Genomic DNA, 14,881 nt, shown 5'->3' with positions numbered 1-14,881 from the left:
ACAACGAGGGACAGATTTCCCAATATGTGGGATTTGGGGCGCGTTTGTCTCGTTTTCCTGTGACGCAGCTAATACTCGGGCTATAGTCGGAGCCATGACAACGCTAGCGCGCAACCTGCTTCTGTGACGCGGCGGGGCTCAAAGGTTTAAGCGATTGTGGGCTAACAGCTCACCCACCGACCGGCACCCCGTCGCGGAGTTTGGCGTTGCCGGTCGGGAAATACAAACAAGAACACCCACTTCTTTCCCAGGAGCCCCCGCACCCATGTCCAACGACACTTTCATCTCCGCACCCGCCCGCATCAACACTCCGAACGGTGAAATCCCCGCAGACCAGCCGACGTGGAACAAGCAGCGCAACTCCACCATGTCGCACGCGCGCTACCAGCCGTTCTTCGAAGAAGTAGAAGAGATCACCCTGCCGGATCGCACCTGGCCCGACAAGGTCATCGACCGCGCTCCGCAGTGGTGCGCCGTGGATCTGCGCGACGGCAACCAGGCCCTGATCGACCCAATGAGCCCCGAGCGCAAGCGCCGCATGTTCGAGCTGCTGGTCAACATGGGCTACAAGGAGATCGAGGTCGGCTTCCCGTCCGCCTCCCAGACCGACTTCAACTTCGTCCGCGAGATCATCGAGAAGAACATGATCCCCGACGACGTCACCATCCAGGTACTGGTCCAGGCCCGCGAGCACCTGATCCGCCGCACCTTCGAAGCCTGCGAGGGCGCGAAGAACGTCATCGTCCACTTCTACAACTCCACCTCGAAGCTGCAGCGCAAGGTCGTGTTCCGCAAGGACAAGGAGGCCATCAAGAAGCTGGCCACCGACGCAGCCGAGCTGATCAAAACAATCGCCAAGGACTACCCGGACACGAACTGGCGCTGGGAATACTCCCCCGAGTCCTACACCGGCACCGAAATCGCCTACGCCAAGGAAGTCTGCGACGCGGTCGTCGAGGTCATGGACCCCACCCCGGAGAACCCGATCATCCTGAACCTGCCCTCCACAGTCGAGATGATCACCCCGAACGTGTACGCGGACTCCATCGAGTGGATGCACCGCAACCTGAACCGCCGCGCCTCCATCATCCTGTCGCTGCACCCACACAACGACCGCGGCACCGGCGTGGCCGCCGCCGAGCTAGGCTACATGGCCGGCGCCGACCGCATCGAGGGCTGCCTGTTCGGCAACGGCGAGCGCACCGGCAACGTCTGCCTGGTCACCCTGGGCCTGAACATGCTGACCCAGGGCGTGGACCCGCAGATCGATTTCTCCGACATCGACCAGGTGCGCCGGACCGTCGAGTACTGCAACCAGCTGCGCGTGCCGGAGCGTCACCCGTACGGCGGCGACCTGGTGTTCACCGCGTTCTCCGGCTCCCACCAGGATGCGATCAACAAGGGCCTGGACGCTCTCGAGGAGGAGACCTGGGAGGTTCCGTACCTGCCGATCGACCCGAAGGACGTGGGCCGTTCCTACGAGGCCGTGATCCGCGTGAACTCCCAGTCCGGCAAGGGCGGCGTGGCCTACATCATGAAGACCGACCACAACCTGCAGCTGCCGCGCCCGATGCAGGTGGAGTTCTCTTCCGTCGTGCAGGCCGTCACCGATGCCGAGGGCGGCGAGGTGAACCCGAAGGCCATGTGGGACATTTTCTCCGGCGAATACCTGGACCGCGTCACCCCGATCGAGACGATCTCCCTGACCGTCGACGGCGGCCAGAACGAGGGCGAAGAGGCCAAGGTCACCGGCCAGATCGAGTTCAACGGCGAAGGCAAGACGGTGCAGGGCCGCGGCAACGGTCCGATCAGCGCATACTGCAACGCACTGGAGGAACTGGGCTACGACGTGGAGGTTCAAGAGTACAGCCAGCACGCCCGCACCTCGGGCGACGACGCGGAGGCCGCCGCATACGTCCTGGCCGAGGTCAACGGGGCGAAGTACTGGGGAGTGGGCATCGCCAGCTCCATTACCTACGCGTCGCTGAAGGCCATCACCTCTGCGGTGAACCGTTCGCAGGATGCCGCGGCTGGGGTTTCCCAGGGAGTCTAGGCTCCGGGGAACCGCGCAACCTGCCAGCGGGGCACGGTTCCCCGCTGGGTAGTATGTAGTCCATGAACGAGAACGATCACTCGGCCGCCCCCGGCCCCGAGCACACCGGCGCGCGCCGCCCAAGGCGCCCGCGCCGCAGGGTAACTCGCCCTGCAGGTTCTCTCGCTGTTTCTTTTTCTGACGGTAGTTCTTCGGACGCTAGTACTTCGGACGCCCCCTCCCCCGCCCACAACCATTCCCCCGCAGGTGCCGAGGGGCGCTCTGAGCCGGGGGCAGAGGTGTACTCCGCTCCGGTTGAAAACCCCGAGGCCCGAGCTGCCGCGGATTCCAGCGGGAGCGTCAGCGGGAGTTCCCGCGAGGACAACGACCAGTCGAGCCCCCGCGCGGAGCTCGAGTCCGCTCTGCACGACCTCCCCTCCAAGGAGGAGGCCCCCTTTGCGGCCGTGAGCATCTCCACCTCCGGCATTCACCCGAAAACCTCCCGGCTGGTAGCGCTTTCCGTAGTCTTCTTCGGCCCCGGTGCGGAAGCCCCCGGCGACGTTGCAAACGCCGATGAACTGCCGACTATCAACATCGGCCAGGAAGTCGGCGCGCTAACGCGCCACCTCAACCCCGGCGAGGACGCCGGCCCCTGGCACCTCCACGGCTACCAAGTCAACGAGCTCTCCCAGGCACTGGGCTTCAATTCCAGCGCGCAGCTGATCCACCAGGCCTTGGACGGACGCACGCTCATCATGCACGAGTCCGACTACGTGTGGGGCTTCCTCACCCACGAGTTCAAACTGTCCCAGCGCTCGGCGAACCGCGGCCGTCGTAGCCGCGGCCGCGGGCGCGCCGGTCGGCGCTTGCCAATCCCCGCACCGGTCTCCATCATCGACACTCTCGCCACCGCCCGTCGCCAGGCCGCCGACGCCACCGACCCGCGCCTCCGCGCCATCGTCGCCAGCTACGGCCTCGCCCCCGACGCCACCGCCGACTCCGCCCCAACCACTGAGGCTCACACCAGCGCAAACGTCCCCGCAAACGCCAGCCGGTCCGCCGTGCAGGCCTCTGCGGCGGCGCTGCCAGCGGTGGGCGCGGTGGCGTCAATAAGTAACAAAGACATCGACCCCGACACGCTGCTCGAGGCGAACGCGCGCCTCACCGCCGCACTCGCCCTCGCGCAGCAGCGCAGCGGCGAGCTGACCGTGCTGGATCCCGAGGACCTCGCGGCCGATCAATTTGGGCTGCGCCGTAGCGGCCTTCGTATTGACGCCGCAAACTCCCCCCGGCCCTACGTGAACCCCGGGGCGTGGAAGCGCGGGGAACCGCTGGTCGAAGGTATGGAATTTGTGGTCAGCCCGGATGTGGAGATCGACCCGGACGTGCTGATCGGGCAGGGCGTTGCGGCCGGGCTGGCGTATAGCGAGAAGTTGAATCGTCGCAGCTCGCTGGTGGTGTGCAACGAAAACTACGAGTTGCGAGGCAAGGCGATGCACGCCGACCGGAAGGGGATCCCCCTGATCCGGGATGAGGACTTCCTGGCTCTGCTCGATAGCGTGCAGCCCGGCGAGAAGGAGGCCGTTCCGACGAAGCCGGGTGCGGACGCGCGCCCGCGAACCAGCGGTTTGGCCGGCCCTCAGGGCGGTTCCGGTAAATCTGGCAGCTCTTCCGGCAATTCCGGCAGCTCTTCCGGCAATTCCGGCCACTCCGACAGCTCCTCTAATGCCGGTAACTCTGACACCTCTGGCACCTCTGCCCACAATTCCAGTAACTCCGGCAACTCTGGCCCCAATTCCGGAGGTCACAGAGGACATATCCCTGGCCCCAACAAGAAGCGAAATCGTCGGAGGCGCCGGCGCCGCAAGGGCTCCAGAGGATCCAATGGATCCGGCGGGTCCGGCGGCAAGAGTGGATCCGGTGGTTCCGGTGGCAAAAACAGTAGTAGCGGCAAGAATTCTGGTAGCGGCCAAGGCGGTGGCAAGCGTGGCAAGAACAGCAGCAGCGGTGGCCGTGGAAGCAATTCCCACTAACCCCATTGAGATCACCAGTCCCACCAGCACCACGCCGGAGCGCCCCGGCCGGCCTGCAAAATTACGGATGTCCCAAATCTTCGAGTTATTGAAAGTAGCGAACATGAAGCCCAAAAACGCAACCCCCTGACCTGCGCAAACAGAATAGTTATGTTTTAAGACGTGGAATTTGGGACACTGAACCCCTTGAGTGTCGGAAATGTTGCAAAACTCGCGGCAAACCTACGACGTCCGTCAGGCCGATTTGCACGCACCCGGCCTCGCGGGCGCCAATAAAACCGCTTAAACGGGATTAGGGACTATCCGCTCCAACCGTCGAGCAGTTCGGCAACGAGAGTCTGCACACGGGCGTCGATATCATCACGGATCAGCCGCATGCGCTCCATACCCTCTACCCCACGCGCGGAAGGCTCGTCAGTAACCCACCGCTGAAGACTGCCTCGCGCTTCATCTGGAAGCTCTAGCTGCGCATCCTTTCCGAGAATGATCACGCGATCAGCCTCCCGCAACAATGTTGAATCAACTTCCTTCGGGTGGCCGCCGGACATATCAGCGCCGACTTCACTTACAGCTTCCACCGATTCAGCGTTTAGGTTTTCGGCTGGTTTGGTGCCAGCGGAAAATATCTCAATCATCTCACCAGCATGCTTTTCGGCTAGGGCAGCAGCCATCTGTGACTTCCCGCCGTTGCCTACACAGACAAAGAGAACTTTAGGTTTCGCACTCATTTTGATTTGCTCCCTCATTAACCGGATCGTGTGGGGCTACCGGGCTGAGCGGGCAGCGTAGGATCCCCAGCAAAAAGTTTTGGCCCCATCGAGAGCATGACATAAACCAGTCCAACCAGCACCGGAATCTCAATAAGCGGGCCAATCGTTCCGGCCAATGCCTGCGCAGAAGTCGCTCCAAAAGTTCCGATTGACACAGCGATAGCAAGCTCGAAGTTATTTCCCGCAGCAGTGAAGGAAACCGATGCAGACTGCGCGTAGCTCAATCCCGTTACCTTTGAAACGACCAAGCTAATCGCGAACATGCCAGCGAAGTATGCGACCAGTGGAACAGCCGTACGCGCCACCGCCCATGGGTGTTCGGAGATCTGCTCCCCCTGCAGTGAAAACAAGAGCACGATCGTGTACAGCAGCCCAACCAATGCAAGTGGAGAAATTGCTGGCAGAAACTTGGTTTCGTACCACTCCCGCCCCTTGATCTTCTCACCAAACACGCGAGAAGCCAGACCAGCCGCCAATGGGATACCCAGAAATACTAAGACAGAAATCACAATTGACCAGAACGAGAAGTCGGCCGAGGTTGTAGGCAGCCCCAACCAACCCGGGAGTACCTGCAGGTAGAACCACCCCAACACGCCAAACATAAGCACTTGGAACACGGAGTTAACTGCCACCAGTACCGCAGTTAACTCCCTATCACCGCAAGAAAGCTCCGACCAGACCAGAACCATGGCTATGCACCGTGCCAAGCCAACGACAATCAAACCGGTGCGCAGTTCAGGCTCATCTGGCAAACACAGCCACGCCAAGACAAACATTAATGCCGGCCCCACGATCCAGTTCAAGACAATGGAAACTGTCATCAAGCGTCTATCAGAAGCGATCTGGCGAGTCTTGTCATACTGAACCTTTGCCAGAGGCGGATACATCATTACCAATAAGCCGAGTGCAATAGGAAACGAAATGCCCCCGACTTCTAGAGCTCCGAGCTTCTCCCCAATTCCCGGAACTACATGGTTCACTAACAGCCCCGCGACCATTGCGAAGATAATCCAAACAGGTAAGAACCGATCCAAAAAAGACATACGAGAGCGCGAGGAAGCTACCATGAGATCTTCTCCATATATTGATTAGTATCAATATTAAACTAGGTGCCGTATCGACATGTGTCAATATATGATTGTTGGCATGGCCACTCCACAGATTCTTCCGCTTTCCGACCTCTCAACATGTTGTTCACTTGGTAGCGGACCATTGTCGGACTTCGAGGCCACCAGGTATGCCATCTTGTTCAAAGTCCTAGCCGACCCTGCCCGCCTGCAAATACTCTCCCACCTGGCAGCCGAGGGCTGCGAGCCTATCAGTGTAAACCGGCTGGCAGATATCACTGGACTGAGCCAGCCTACTGTCTCCCATCATTTAAAGCGGCTCACCCAGGCAGGCCTGCTCCGCAAGATACGAACCGGTCGCACAGTCACACACCAGATACAACCCCAACTTTTTGCCGAACTCCGCACGGTTCTCCAGATGGACTAATGATCATCAGGCCCGGCGCGCCAGCCTCCAATTTCCAGCACACCCCGGCGGGTACACTTAGTCCCCATGGATAACTCTGATCAAACCGGCACTCAGCCTGCGGGGGCACAAGCCGCAGGTGCCCAGCAGAGCCAGGGCGCTCAAGCCGCAGGCGCACAAGCCGCAGCCGCCCAAGCCGCCGGCACTCAGCCCGCCGGCACACGCCGCTCCGGGCTGCAGCGGTTCCGCAGCTCCGTTGCGATTCGCATGGCGCAACTGGCGACGTGGGCGTCCAAAAAGGCAGGGCGAGGGGCCGGCGGCATGATCGGCGGCCTGGTCGGCGGGGCAATCGACCCGCAGCTGATGGCGAGCCTCGGCGCCGGAAAGGGTGGCACCAAACGTCCAACGGTGCTGGTCACAGGCACAAATGGCAAGTCCACAACCACTCGCATGTTGGCGAGTGCCGTCCGCACGGCTGCGACTGTCTGCACCAATGAGGGTGGCGACAACATGGACGCGGGCGTGATCAGCGCGCTGCTCGCCGGGCGCGATGCGGAAGCAGTCGTGCTCGAAGTCGACGAGCTGCACGTCCCCAACATTGCCGAGAAACTCGACGCGGACGTGCTGGTGCTGCTGAACCTCTCGCGCGACCAGCTAGACCGCGTCGGCGAGATCAACAAGATCGAACGTGCCCTGCGTGCGTGCGTGGAGGCGCGCCCGAACATGCAGGTCATCGCTAACTGCGACGACGTTTCCGTTACCTCCGCCGCGTGGGATTCCCCGAACGTCCAGTGGGTCAGCGCTGGCTTCGGCTGGACCGGCGATTCGACAAGCTGCCCGCGCACGGAAGGCGCAATCATCCACCGCACTGGCGAGGATGGCGTGGTGGACTGGTTCGCTGCGAAGAAGCTGCCGGACGGGCGCGAATTCCGCAGGCCAACGCCCGATTGGCGCATCACCGACGAAGGGCTGATCGACCGCGAGGGCACTCTGCACCCGATGAACCTGACGCTCCCGGGCAATGCGAACCGCGGCAACGCCACCCAGGCCGTCGCCGCCGCCGTGGCGGTGGGCGAGTTGCTAGCGCAGGGCACCGAACACTCCGCGCCAGCCACGCCAGCCATCTCCACCGAACAGGCCATCGCCGCTGCGGAGAAGGTGGATAACGTCGCGGGCCGCTACTCTGTGGTCCGCTTCGGCAACCACGAGGTCCGCCTGATGCTGGCGAAGAATCCAGCTGGCTGGCAGGAAGCTCTGTCGATGGTGGATCGTACCGCCGATAGCCTCGTGATCAGCGTAAACGGCCAGGTTGCGGACGGACAGGACCTGTCGTGGCTGTGGGATGTGCGCTTCGAAAACTTCGAGGGCGTGCACGTGGTGGCCGCGGGCGAGCGCGGCACGGATCTGGCGGTCCGCCTGGGCTACGCCTCTGTCGAGCACAACCTGATCAAGGACACGGTCGAGGCGATCCGTTCTTGCCCGCCCGGCCGCGTGGAGGTCCTGGCGAACTACACAGCGTTCCGCGATTTGAAGCGGGTGCTGGACAAGGAAGGGGATGCGTAAATGAGCACCACCGGAGCCGCAGGCGCCACCAAGCCTGCCGACCTGAACATCGGCCTGATCCTGCCGGACGTGCTGGGCACGTATGGCGACGACGGCAACGCCCTGGTTCTGCGCCAGCGCGCCCGCATGCGCGGCATTTCCGCGGAGATTCACCCCATTCACCTGGGCGAGCCCGTCCCGGAGACTCTCGACGTGTACACCGTCGGCGGCGGCGAGGATACCGCGCAGGTTCTGGCCGCAGAGCACCTCATCAGCGACGGCGGCATCGCCCGCGCGGTCGCCGTCGGCCGCCCGGTTCTGGCTATTTGCGCAGGTCTGCAGGTGTTTGGCCGATCCTTCACCAGCCATGGTCGCACGGTCGAGGGTCTTGGTCTTATTGACGCCACCACGTCCCAACTCGCCGAGCGCATGATCGGCGAGATCGCCTCCACCCCGACAGCCTCCGCTGTGACCGGCGCGGCAGGCCTGACCGAGCCGCTGACGGGGTTCGCCAACCACATGGGTGCGACAATCCTGGGCGCAGATGCGGAGCCTCTGGGGCGCCTAACCCGCGGCACGGGCAACACTGATAGCCACGGCGCGGAGGCCGCCGGGCTTTCCGGCGAAGATGCCCACCGGCAGACGCGCGCCGAAGGCGCGGTCCAGGGTTCCGTCGTGGCGACGTACATGCACGGCCCCGTGCTGGCCAGGAATCCGCAGTTGGCGGACTGGCTGCTGGCCCGCGCGATGGGGGTTGCGCTGAACGAGCTCCCCGAGTTCCAGGGTGAGCTGGCGGGGCAGTTGGAGCGCGAGGTGGCGTCGCTAAGAAAGGAACGCCTCTAAGCGCCTACGCTACAGCGCGGTGCGGCCCGCGAAGGCGCGGGACAGGGTGAGCTCGTCGACGAACTCCAAGTCCCCGCCCATCGGGATCCCCGAGGCCAGGCGCGTGACCGTCAGCCCGGGGAAGTCACGCAGCAGGCGACCCAGGTAGGAGGCCGTCGCTTCGCCTTCCGTGTTCGGGTCGGTGGCGATAATGACTTCGGTGATCTCGGGGGCGGTGTCGTACTCGACGTCGGCGGTGGCGCTGGGATCGCCACCGGCGGGTGTGTCGGCGTCGCCAAGAGAAGCACCGCCACCCTTCGCACCGAGCGCAACGTCCGGCAGCGCCCCGCCGATGCGTTGCACCAGCGGCGTGACGTTCAGCTCCTTCGGGCCGATGCCGTTCAGCGGGTCAAGCGCCCCGCCGAGCACATGGTAGCGCCCGCGATACTCTGCGGTTCGCTCAATCACCTGGATATCCTTGGGCTCTTCGACAACGCAGATGATGCTCTTGTCGCGGTTAGAGTCCGCGCAGATCCGGCACACATCTTCTTGGGAGATGTTGTGGCAGATTCGGCAGAACGTCACTCCGCGCTGCAGGCGGCCAAGTGCGCTTTGGAAGCGTTCGATATCTTCCGGCTCCTCGTTCAGCAGGTGCAGCGCGATGCGTTGCGCACTTTTCGGCCCGATGCCGGGCAGCCGGGAGAATTCGTCGATGACGTCCTGTAGGGGTCCTTCGAACAACTAGGTCTCTCTTTGAACTTGCAGAAAGTTTTAGAAGCCCAGGCCGCCCATGCCCTGGGACAGCGGGCCCATCTTCTCCTCGGCGAGGGTCTGCAGCTTCTGGTTAGCGTCCTTGAATGCGCCGAGCAGCAGGTCCTTCAGGGTGTCGATGTCCTCGGGGTCGACGATCTTCGGGTCGATCTCCATGTCGGTGACCTCGCCGGTGCCTGCGATGGAGATGGTGACCAGGCCGTTGCCAGCCTCACCCTTGACGGTGGACGCTGCGATCTCGCGCTGTGCTTCCTGCAGCTGTGCCTGCATCTGCTGAGCCTGCTGCATCAGTTGGTTCATATCTGGCTGGGTCATGTTCTTAACCTTTCGTCGGCTTTTACTGGCTTTGTTCTTTCACAACTGTACCGGTCGGCCCGGACAGGCGCGTTAGGCGCTGTCGCGTGTGGGCGGCGCGCTGTTCACGCTTAGCGAACTCGCTCCGCACCGAGGCTCTTTTCGATCAGTTCACCTGCGATTTCCAGCGGCGTGCGGTGGTCGCGCTGCCCGGGCGCGCTCTCTAGGTCGGCGAGCAGCTCGTCGCGTTCCCTCTGCTCATTTCTTTGGGACGCCCCCTCGTCCCCACCAGCAACCGTTTCAGCCTGGGGCTGGCGGTGTGCGGCCTGGGACATGGGACCTTCCGTCCGGCCGGTCGGTTCGGTCGGGCCAGTCGGTTCGGACGGTTCGGACGGTTCGGACGGTTCGGGAGGCAACGGCACGTCGGCGGCATAGCCGGGGTCGGCTGCTGCGTTGGTGCCGGCGGCTGCGCCGCCATTCCAGTTGTCGACGGGTCCGTCTCCGTAGGCATCAACTGGCGGCTCGTCGGGTAGGGGCACGCCGTTGAAGCCGTTCTCCATGTTGTATTTCTTGCGTGCCTTGGCGCGTTCAGCGCGGGCACGCCAGCCGGAGTTCGGGTCTTCCTGCGAGTCAGCCTGGTTGGCGTTGGTCGCCGTCCCAGCGCCAGCACCAGTTCCAGTGCCATTCCCAGTACCAGCGCCAGCTCTTGCGCCTTTGCCTGCTGCGCCTGCGTTGCGGTGGGAGTGCGAAGCCTTGCGCATGGCTTCTTCCATCGCGCGGGCGCGCTCCAGGGCACTGCTGGCTGCACTGCGGGAGGCCGCTACGTCCATCGGGGTTTCCGCTGGCACGGGGTTCACCGGTGTGGAGGCTGGCGTTGGTCCCTCACCGGCGGTGGGCTGTGCCGCCGCCGGTTCAGATTTTCCCGGCTCATCGCCTCCCGTGGATTCATTGCTCCCGGTAGCTTCAGCAGCTCCGGTGGCTCCGGCAGCTTCAGCGGCTCCGTTTGAACCAGCGCCGATAGCTTCGTCGCCGACGAAGACGACGATGCGGGCGGTGTTCCCTGTGACGTCCTTGATCGCCCGAGCATAGGCTTCCGCGTTCTTCTGCCCGCTGACCAGTCGCGCCAGCGAGCCGGTGTGGTGGTCAACGTGGATCTCGCCGGGGGTGGGTTGGGACGAACGAAGCGTGGCCCCACGGAGGGCAATCCAGGCGCTTAGATCCTGGTCATGGATGGCTTCCATGACGCGACCCCAGGTTTCAGAGTCGATCGTGGTGGCCTTAGCTGGTGCGGACGCGGGCTGTGCGGATTCTGCCGGTGCGGACGCCTCCTGGGACGCGGCCTCCGCGGAATCCTCCGCCACAAGGGCGGGTGCCTTGGAAGCAGCCTCCGCGGGCGCAGACTCCGCAGCGCTGGCCTGGCGATGACGCTGCAAGATGTCGCGAGCCCGGCGCGCCTCAGCGATGGCCGGGGATTCCTGCTCTGGGGAAGTTTCCGCTGCCGCTGCTACAGCCTCCGTTGTCGCGGCGGACTTCGCCTCTTGAGGCTGGGGCTGCTCCGTGGCGGGAGTCTGCCCCGCAGCCGAGGATTCAGCAGCTCGCGCCGGTTCGGCGTTCTGCGGCTCGGCGTTCTGGGGCTCGGCGTTCTGGGGCTCAGCCTGGGGCACGGCCTGCTGCGCGGCCTTCCTTCGGCGCGCGAACATCTCCGCACGACTGCCACGCACGCCAGTGTCGACGCTCGTGCGCGAGCCTGAACCCGCGCCTGCGCCAGAGCCAGCACCGCTGGCGCCCGCGCTCATTCCCGAGCCAGCCACGGCACCAGGCAAAGCACCCGCGCCGTTTCCCGCGGCGCCACTAGCACCCGCGCCGCCAGCTCCGCCGTGCCCCTTCTCCAAGGCCTCCACCCGCTGCGCCAGCGCTTCTACCGTCATGCCTGCGGCGGGCAGCGCCATGCGAGCACACAGGATCTCCAGCAACAGTCGCGGTGCCGTGGCGCCACGCATGTGCGCCAGCCCCTCGTTCACGAGGGACGCGCACCGCGTCAGCGTCGCCTGCCCCAGCTTCTGCGCCTGCTCGCGCAGCACGTCGCGGGATTCCTCCGGCGCATTAACCAACCCTCGGTCGAAGGCATCCGGCACGGCCTGCACCACCAGCAGATCGCGGAAGCGATCCAGCAGATCCTCGCCGAAGCGACGCGGGTCGTAGCCCGCGTCAATCACCTCGTCGACCACGGCGAACAGCGCCGCAGAGTCATGCTCCGCCAGCGCATCCACCGCGCGGTCGATCAGGGTGGAATCCGTAACACCCAGCAGGGCCAGCGCACGGTTGTACGTCACCCCCTCCGGACCAGCGCCGGCCAGCAGCTGGTCCATAATCGACAGCGAGTCACGCGGCGAGCCACCACCCGCGCGGATGACCAGCGGATACACGGCATCTTCCACCGGCACCCCCTCGCCGGACACCACCGATTCCAGCAGCCCGCGCATATCTGGTGGAGCCAACAGTCGGAACGGGTAATTGTGGGTTCGGGAACGGATCGTCTGCAGCAGCTTCTCCGGCTCCGTCGTCGCGAAGATGAAGATCAGGTGCTCCGGCGGCTCCTCCACGATCTTCAGCAGCGCGTTGAAGCCTGCCGTGGAGATCATGTGCGCCTCGTCGATAATGAACACCCGGTAGCGCGATTCCGCAGGCGCATAGAAGGCGCGTTCGCGCAGCTCGCGCATGTCGTCCACGCCGTTGTGCGTGGCGGCGTCCAGCTCCGTAACGTCCAGGTTCCCCGGCCCGCCAGGAGCCAGCGATACGCAGGATTCGCACTTTCCGCAGGGCATGGACGTCGGCCCTTCCACGCAGTTCAGCGACCGCGCCAGAATGCGCGCCGACGACGTCTTGCCACAGCCGCGCGGCCCGGAGAACAGGTACGCGTGGTTGATCCGCCCGCTGTCCAGCGCCACCGACAACGGCTCGGTCACGTGAGATTGCCCCACGACCTCGGCAAACGTCGCCGGACGATATTTCCTATAAAGTGCCACGAACCTACCCTACATTCCGCTGAGGACGACCAGTTGCGGTTGCCTTAGCGCCAGATGTTGTTGATATTGACGCCCTCACGCACCAACCGCTCCTGCACCGCAGCCACACCGGCCGTCTGCGCTAGTTCAGCTTCCTCGTCGGTGAGCATCACCAGTTGCGCGACGATCGTCAGCCGGCCGGGGTGGGTGAACTCCACGTCCGTGTCGCCTTCCTTCGAGTGGCGGCTCGCGCCGCCGGAGGTGACTTCGTGGACGTGCGGCACGCCGTCGTCCCATACATAGGGAACCACCAGCAGACCGTTGCGGGCGGTGATCTTCCGTTCGGAATCCGCATCCATCTGCTGCACCACGTCCGGCAGCAAGGTGCCCGGCTGCGGTGACCAGTGGCCGGGATCCTGGGAGATCATCGACGCGGCATGTGCCAGCAGGTCGGCGGCGGTATCGTCGTGCCCGCTGACCACTGTCAGCAGCTCAACGCGCAGGTCGGAGCCATCTTCTGTTTCCAGCCCCGATTCCAATCGCCCTGCGTCAATGGTCATGGCCACCGTCTCCGCTAGCACGGCTTCATCGCCACTCTCCGCGGATCCAGCGTCACCCTCCTGGGGTGTGTGGTTCTGGCCCGCGGGGGCGTCACCAAGAAACACCTCGGCGACAGCGAACTCGGGGAAGGAATCGCCGATCCTGCGACGCGCGATGGTCGGCTCGCCGGGCAGTAAGCCCTGGACCCAGACGAATGTTTCCTCGGTGTTGATGACGACCTCCTCGAAGCTGGCTGACGGTGCTAGGTCTGTGCTGTCTGCGCTGTCTGCGCTCTAGCGCTGGCCCGCGGCGTGCTCGACCATCTCGATCGCGGCGTAGAGCACGCAGGTGGCAAAGCCCTCCATGGCGATCTCCAGCTGTTCGATCGTCGGCATGGACGGCGCCAGGCGCAGGTTGCGATCGTTCGGATCCTGCTTCAGCGGGTAGGTGGAGCCCGCGGCGGTCAGGGCCACGCCGGCCTTCTTCGCCAGCTCCACAACGCGGGAGGCAGTGCCGTCCAGCAGGTTCACGGAGATGAAGTAGCCACCCTCCGGGACGGTCCACTCGGCAACGTTGGCCGAGCCCAGGCGGCGCTCCAGGATCTCCACCACACGGGTGAACTTCGGCCCCAGGGAACCCGCGTGCTTGCGCATGAGGTCGCGCACGCCCTCGGCATCCTTCAGGTACTGCAGGTGGGCCAGCTGGTTGACCTTGTTCGGACCAATGCCACGCACGTTGGCGATCTTCTTGTACCACTCCAGGTTCTCCGTGGAGGAAGCGAAGAAGGCCAGGCCCGCGCCCGCGAACGTGATCTTAGAGGTGGAGGACATGGCCCAGAAACGGTTCGGGTTGCCCGCCTTTTCGGCGACGTCGAGGATGTTGATGATCTCCGGGAACTCGCCGGTCAGCGTGTGTACCGCGTAGGCGTTATCCCAAACGATGCGGAAGTCCGGGGCGCCGGTTTCCATCGCAGCCAGCGCCTCGGCGGTCTGCTGCGAGTACGTCACGCCCGTCGGGTTGGCGAACATCGGCACGGCCCACATGCCCTTCACTGCCGGGTCCTTCGCCAACTCGCGAACCTGGTCCATGTCGGGGCCTTCGTCGGTCATATCAACGGTCAGCATCTCGAAGCCAAACAGCTCGGTGATGGAGTGGTGGCGGTCGTAGCCCGGCACGGGGCAGATCCACTTCAGCTTCTCCTCGGCCGACCACGGGCGCTCGGAATCGTTGGTGCCGAAGGTGTAGGCCCAGTTGATCAGGTCGAACATGATGTTCAGGCTGGAGGCATCACCGGCGATGACGTTATCCACCGGCAGCCCCAAGACGTCCGCCCACAGCTGACGGACCTCCGTCAGGCCAACGCCACCGCCGTAGTTGCGCACGTCAACCCCGGAGGGCGAGGTGAAGTTCTCCCCCGGCAGGCTCAGCAGATCCACCGAGAAATCCAGCTGCTCCGCCGACGGCTTACCGCGCGTGAGGTCGAGGTTCAGACCCTTGGAGTGAAGCTCTTCATAAGCCTGACGGACATCCTCCTTCATGCTGAGGAGGAGTTCGGCGTTGACGTTATCGATATTCATATGCAGTCTCTCCCGCTTGTGG

Annotated in this window: 13 protein-coding genes; 6 read left to right on the top strand and 7 right to left on the bottom strand. The window is 64.0% G+C overall.

From position 1 onward, the window contains the following. The first annotated feature begins 265 nt into the window (after nucleotides 1–265). Nucleotides 266–2,053, top strand: a complete 1,788-nt coding sequence (leuA, locus tag CRD15_RS04370) for a 2-isopropylmalate synthase (protein ID WP_187402006.1) — start codon at nucleotides 266–268, stop codon at nucleotides 2,051–2,053. A 62-nt stretch (nucleotides 2,054–2,115) separates the two neighbouring features. Continuing rightward, nucleotides 2,116–4,065 carry a DNA polymerase III subunit epsilon gene (locus CRD15_RS04365; RefSeq protein WP_187402005.1) on the top strand — a complete coding sequence of 650 codons (1,950 nt, stop codon included), beginning with the start codon at nucleotides 2,116–2,118 and terminating at the stop codon, nucleotides 4,063–4,065. A gap of 299 nt (nucleotides 4,066–4,364) precedes the next feature. Here the strand turns inward: CRD15_RS04365 and CRD15_RS04360 are convergent, their stop codons facing one another. Together CRD15_RS04360 and arsB are read right to left on the bottom strand one after the other, a co-directional pair. Then, nucleotides 4,365–4,793 (bottom strand): low molecular weight phosphatase family protein, encoded by a 429-nt coding sequence (locus CRD15_RS04360; protein ID WP_187402004.1) that lies wholly within the window; start codon nucleotides 4,791–4,793, stop codon nucleotides 4,365–4,367. 17 nt (nucleotides 4,794–4,810) lie between these two features. Beyond that, nucleotides 4,811–5,902, bottom strand: a complete 1,092-nt coding sequence (gene arsB / locus CRD15_RS04355; protein WP_187402003.1) for an ACR3 family arsenite efflux transporter — start codon at nucleotides 5,900–5,902, stop codon at nucleotides 4,811–4,813. Nucleotides 5,903–5,981: 79 nt separating this feature from the next. On the opposite strand from arsB, the gene CRD15_RS04350 reads away from it, so the two are divergent. The 3 genes from CRD15_RS04350 (at nucleotide 5,982) to CRD15_RS04340 (ending at nucleotide 8,693) form a co-directional block, all read left to right on the top strand. Then, on the top strand, nucleotides 5,982–6,329 hold the full coding sequence (locus tag CRD15_RS04350) for a helix-turn-helix transcriptional regulator (RefSeq protein ID WP_034968915.1): 348 nt from the start codon (nucleotides 5,982–5,984) through the stop codon (nucleotides 6,327–6,329). A 66-nt stretch (nucleotides 6,330–6,395) separates the two neighbouring features. Further along, nucleotides 6,396–7,871 (top strand): MurT ligase domain-containing protein, encoded by a 1,476-nt coding sequence (locus tag CRD15_RS04345; RefSeq protein ID WP_187402002.1) that lies wholly within the window; start codon nucleotides 6,396–6,398, stop codon nucleotides 7,869–7,871. Continuing rightward, on the top strand, nucleotides 7,872–8,693 hold the full coding sequence (locus CRD15_RS04340) for a type 1 glutamine amidotransferase (RefSeq protein WP_187402001.1): 822 nt from the start codon (nucleotides 7,872–7,874) through the stop codon (nucleotides 8,691–8,693). A 9-nt stretch (nucleotides 8,694–8,702) separates the two neighbouring features. Here CRD15_RS04340 and recR read toward each other — a convergent pair whose 3' ends face one another. From recR to CRD15_RS04320, 4 genes are all read right to left on the bottom strand, one after another. After that, nucleotides 8,703–9,413: a recombination mediator RecR gene (gene recR / locus CRD15_RS04335; RefSeq protein ID WP_187402000.1), complete on the bottom strand. Its 711-nt coding sequence runs from the start codon at nucleotides 9,411–9,413 to the stop codon at nucleotides 8,703–8,705. 30 nt (nucleotides 9,414–9,443) lie between these two features. Further along, entirely contained in the window at nucleotides 9,444–9,758 is a 315-nt protein-coding gene (locus CRD15_RS04330) for a YbaB/EbfC family nucleoid-associated protein (RefSeq protein ID WP_034968685.1), read from the bottom strand. Nucleotides 9,759–9,868: 110 nt separating this feature from the next. Continuing rightward, on the bottom strand, nucleotides 9,869–12,763 hold the full coding sequence (locus CRD15_RS04325; RefSeq protein ID WP_187401999.1) for a DNA polymerase III subunit gamma and tau: 2,895 nt from the start codon (nucleotides 12,761–12,763) through the stop codon (nucleotides 9,869–9,871). Between the two features lie 44 nt (nucleotides 12,764–12,807). Further along, a complete protein-coding gene (locus CRD15_RS04320; RefSeq protein ID WP_255463732.1) occupies nucleotides 12,808–13,302 on the bottom strand; it encodes a suppressor of fused domain protein in 495 nt (164 codons plus the stop codon). Between CRD15_RS04320 and CRD15_RS10110 the strand changes: the two genes are divergently transcribed. After that, the gene (locus CRD15_RS10110; protein WP_187402044.1) at nucleotides 13,301–13,579 is read left to right on the top strand and encodes a hypothetical protein; all 279 of its coding nucleotides are present in this window, start codon (nucleotides 13,301–13,303) and stop codon (nucleotides 13,577–13,579) included. The genes CRD15_RS04320 and CRD15_RS10110 overlap by 2 nt on opposite strands. Here the strand turns inward: CRD15_RS10110 and CRD15_RS04310 are convergent. After that, nucleotides 13,576–14,859, bottom strand: a complete 1,284-nt coding sequence (locus CRD15_RS04310) for an aminotransferase class I/II-fold pyridoxal phosphate-dependent enzyme (protein ID WP_187401997.1) — start codon at nucleotides 14,857–14,859, stop codon at nucleotides 13,576–13,578. The genes CRD15_RS10110 and CRD15_RS04310 overlap by 4 nt on opposite strands. Nucleotides 14,860–14,881 lie beyond the last annotated feature (22 nt).

Source organism: Corynebacterium sp. LK28 (assembly GCF_014335105.1).
GTDB classification, from domain to species: Bacteria; Actinomycetota; Actinomycetes; order Mycobacteriales; family Mycobacteriaceae; genus Corynebacterium; species Corynebacterium macclintockiae.
This window is presented reverse-complemented; position numbering and strand designations above follow the sequence as displayed.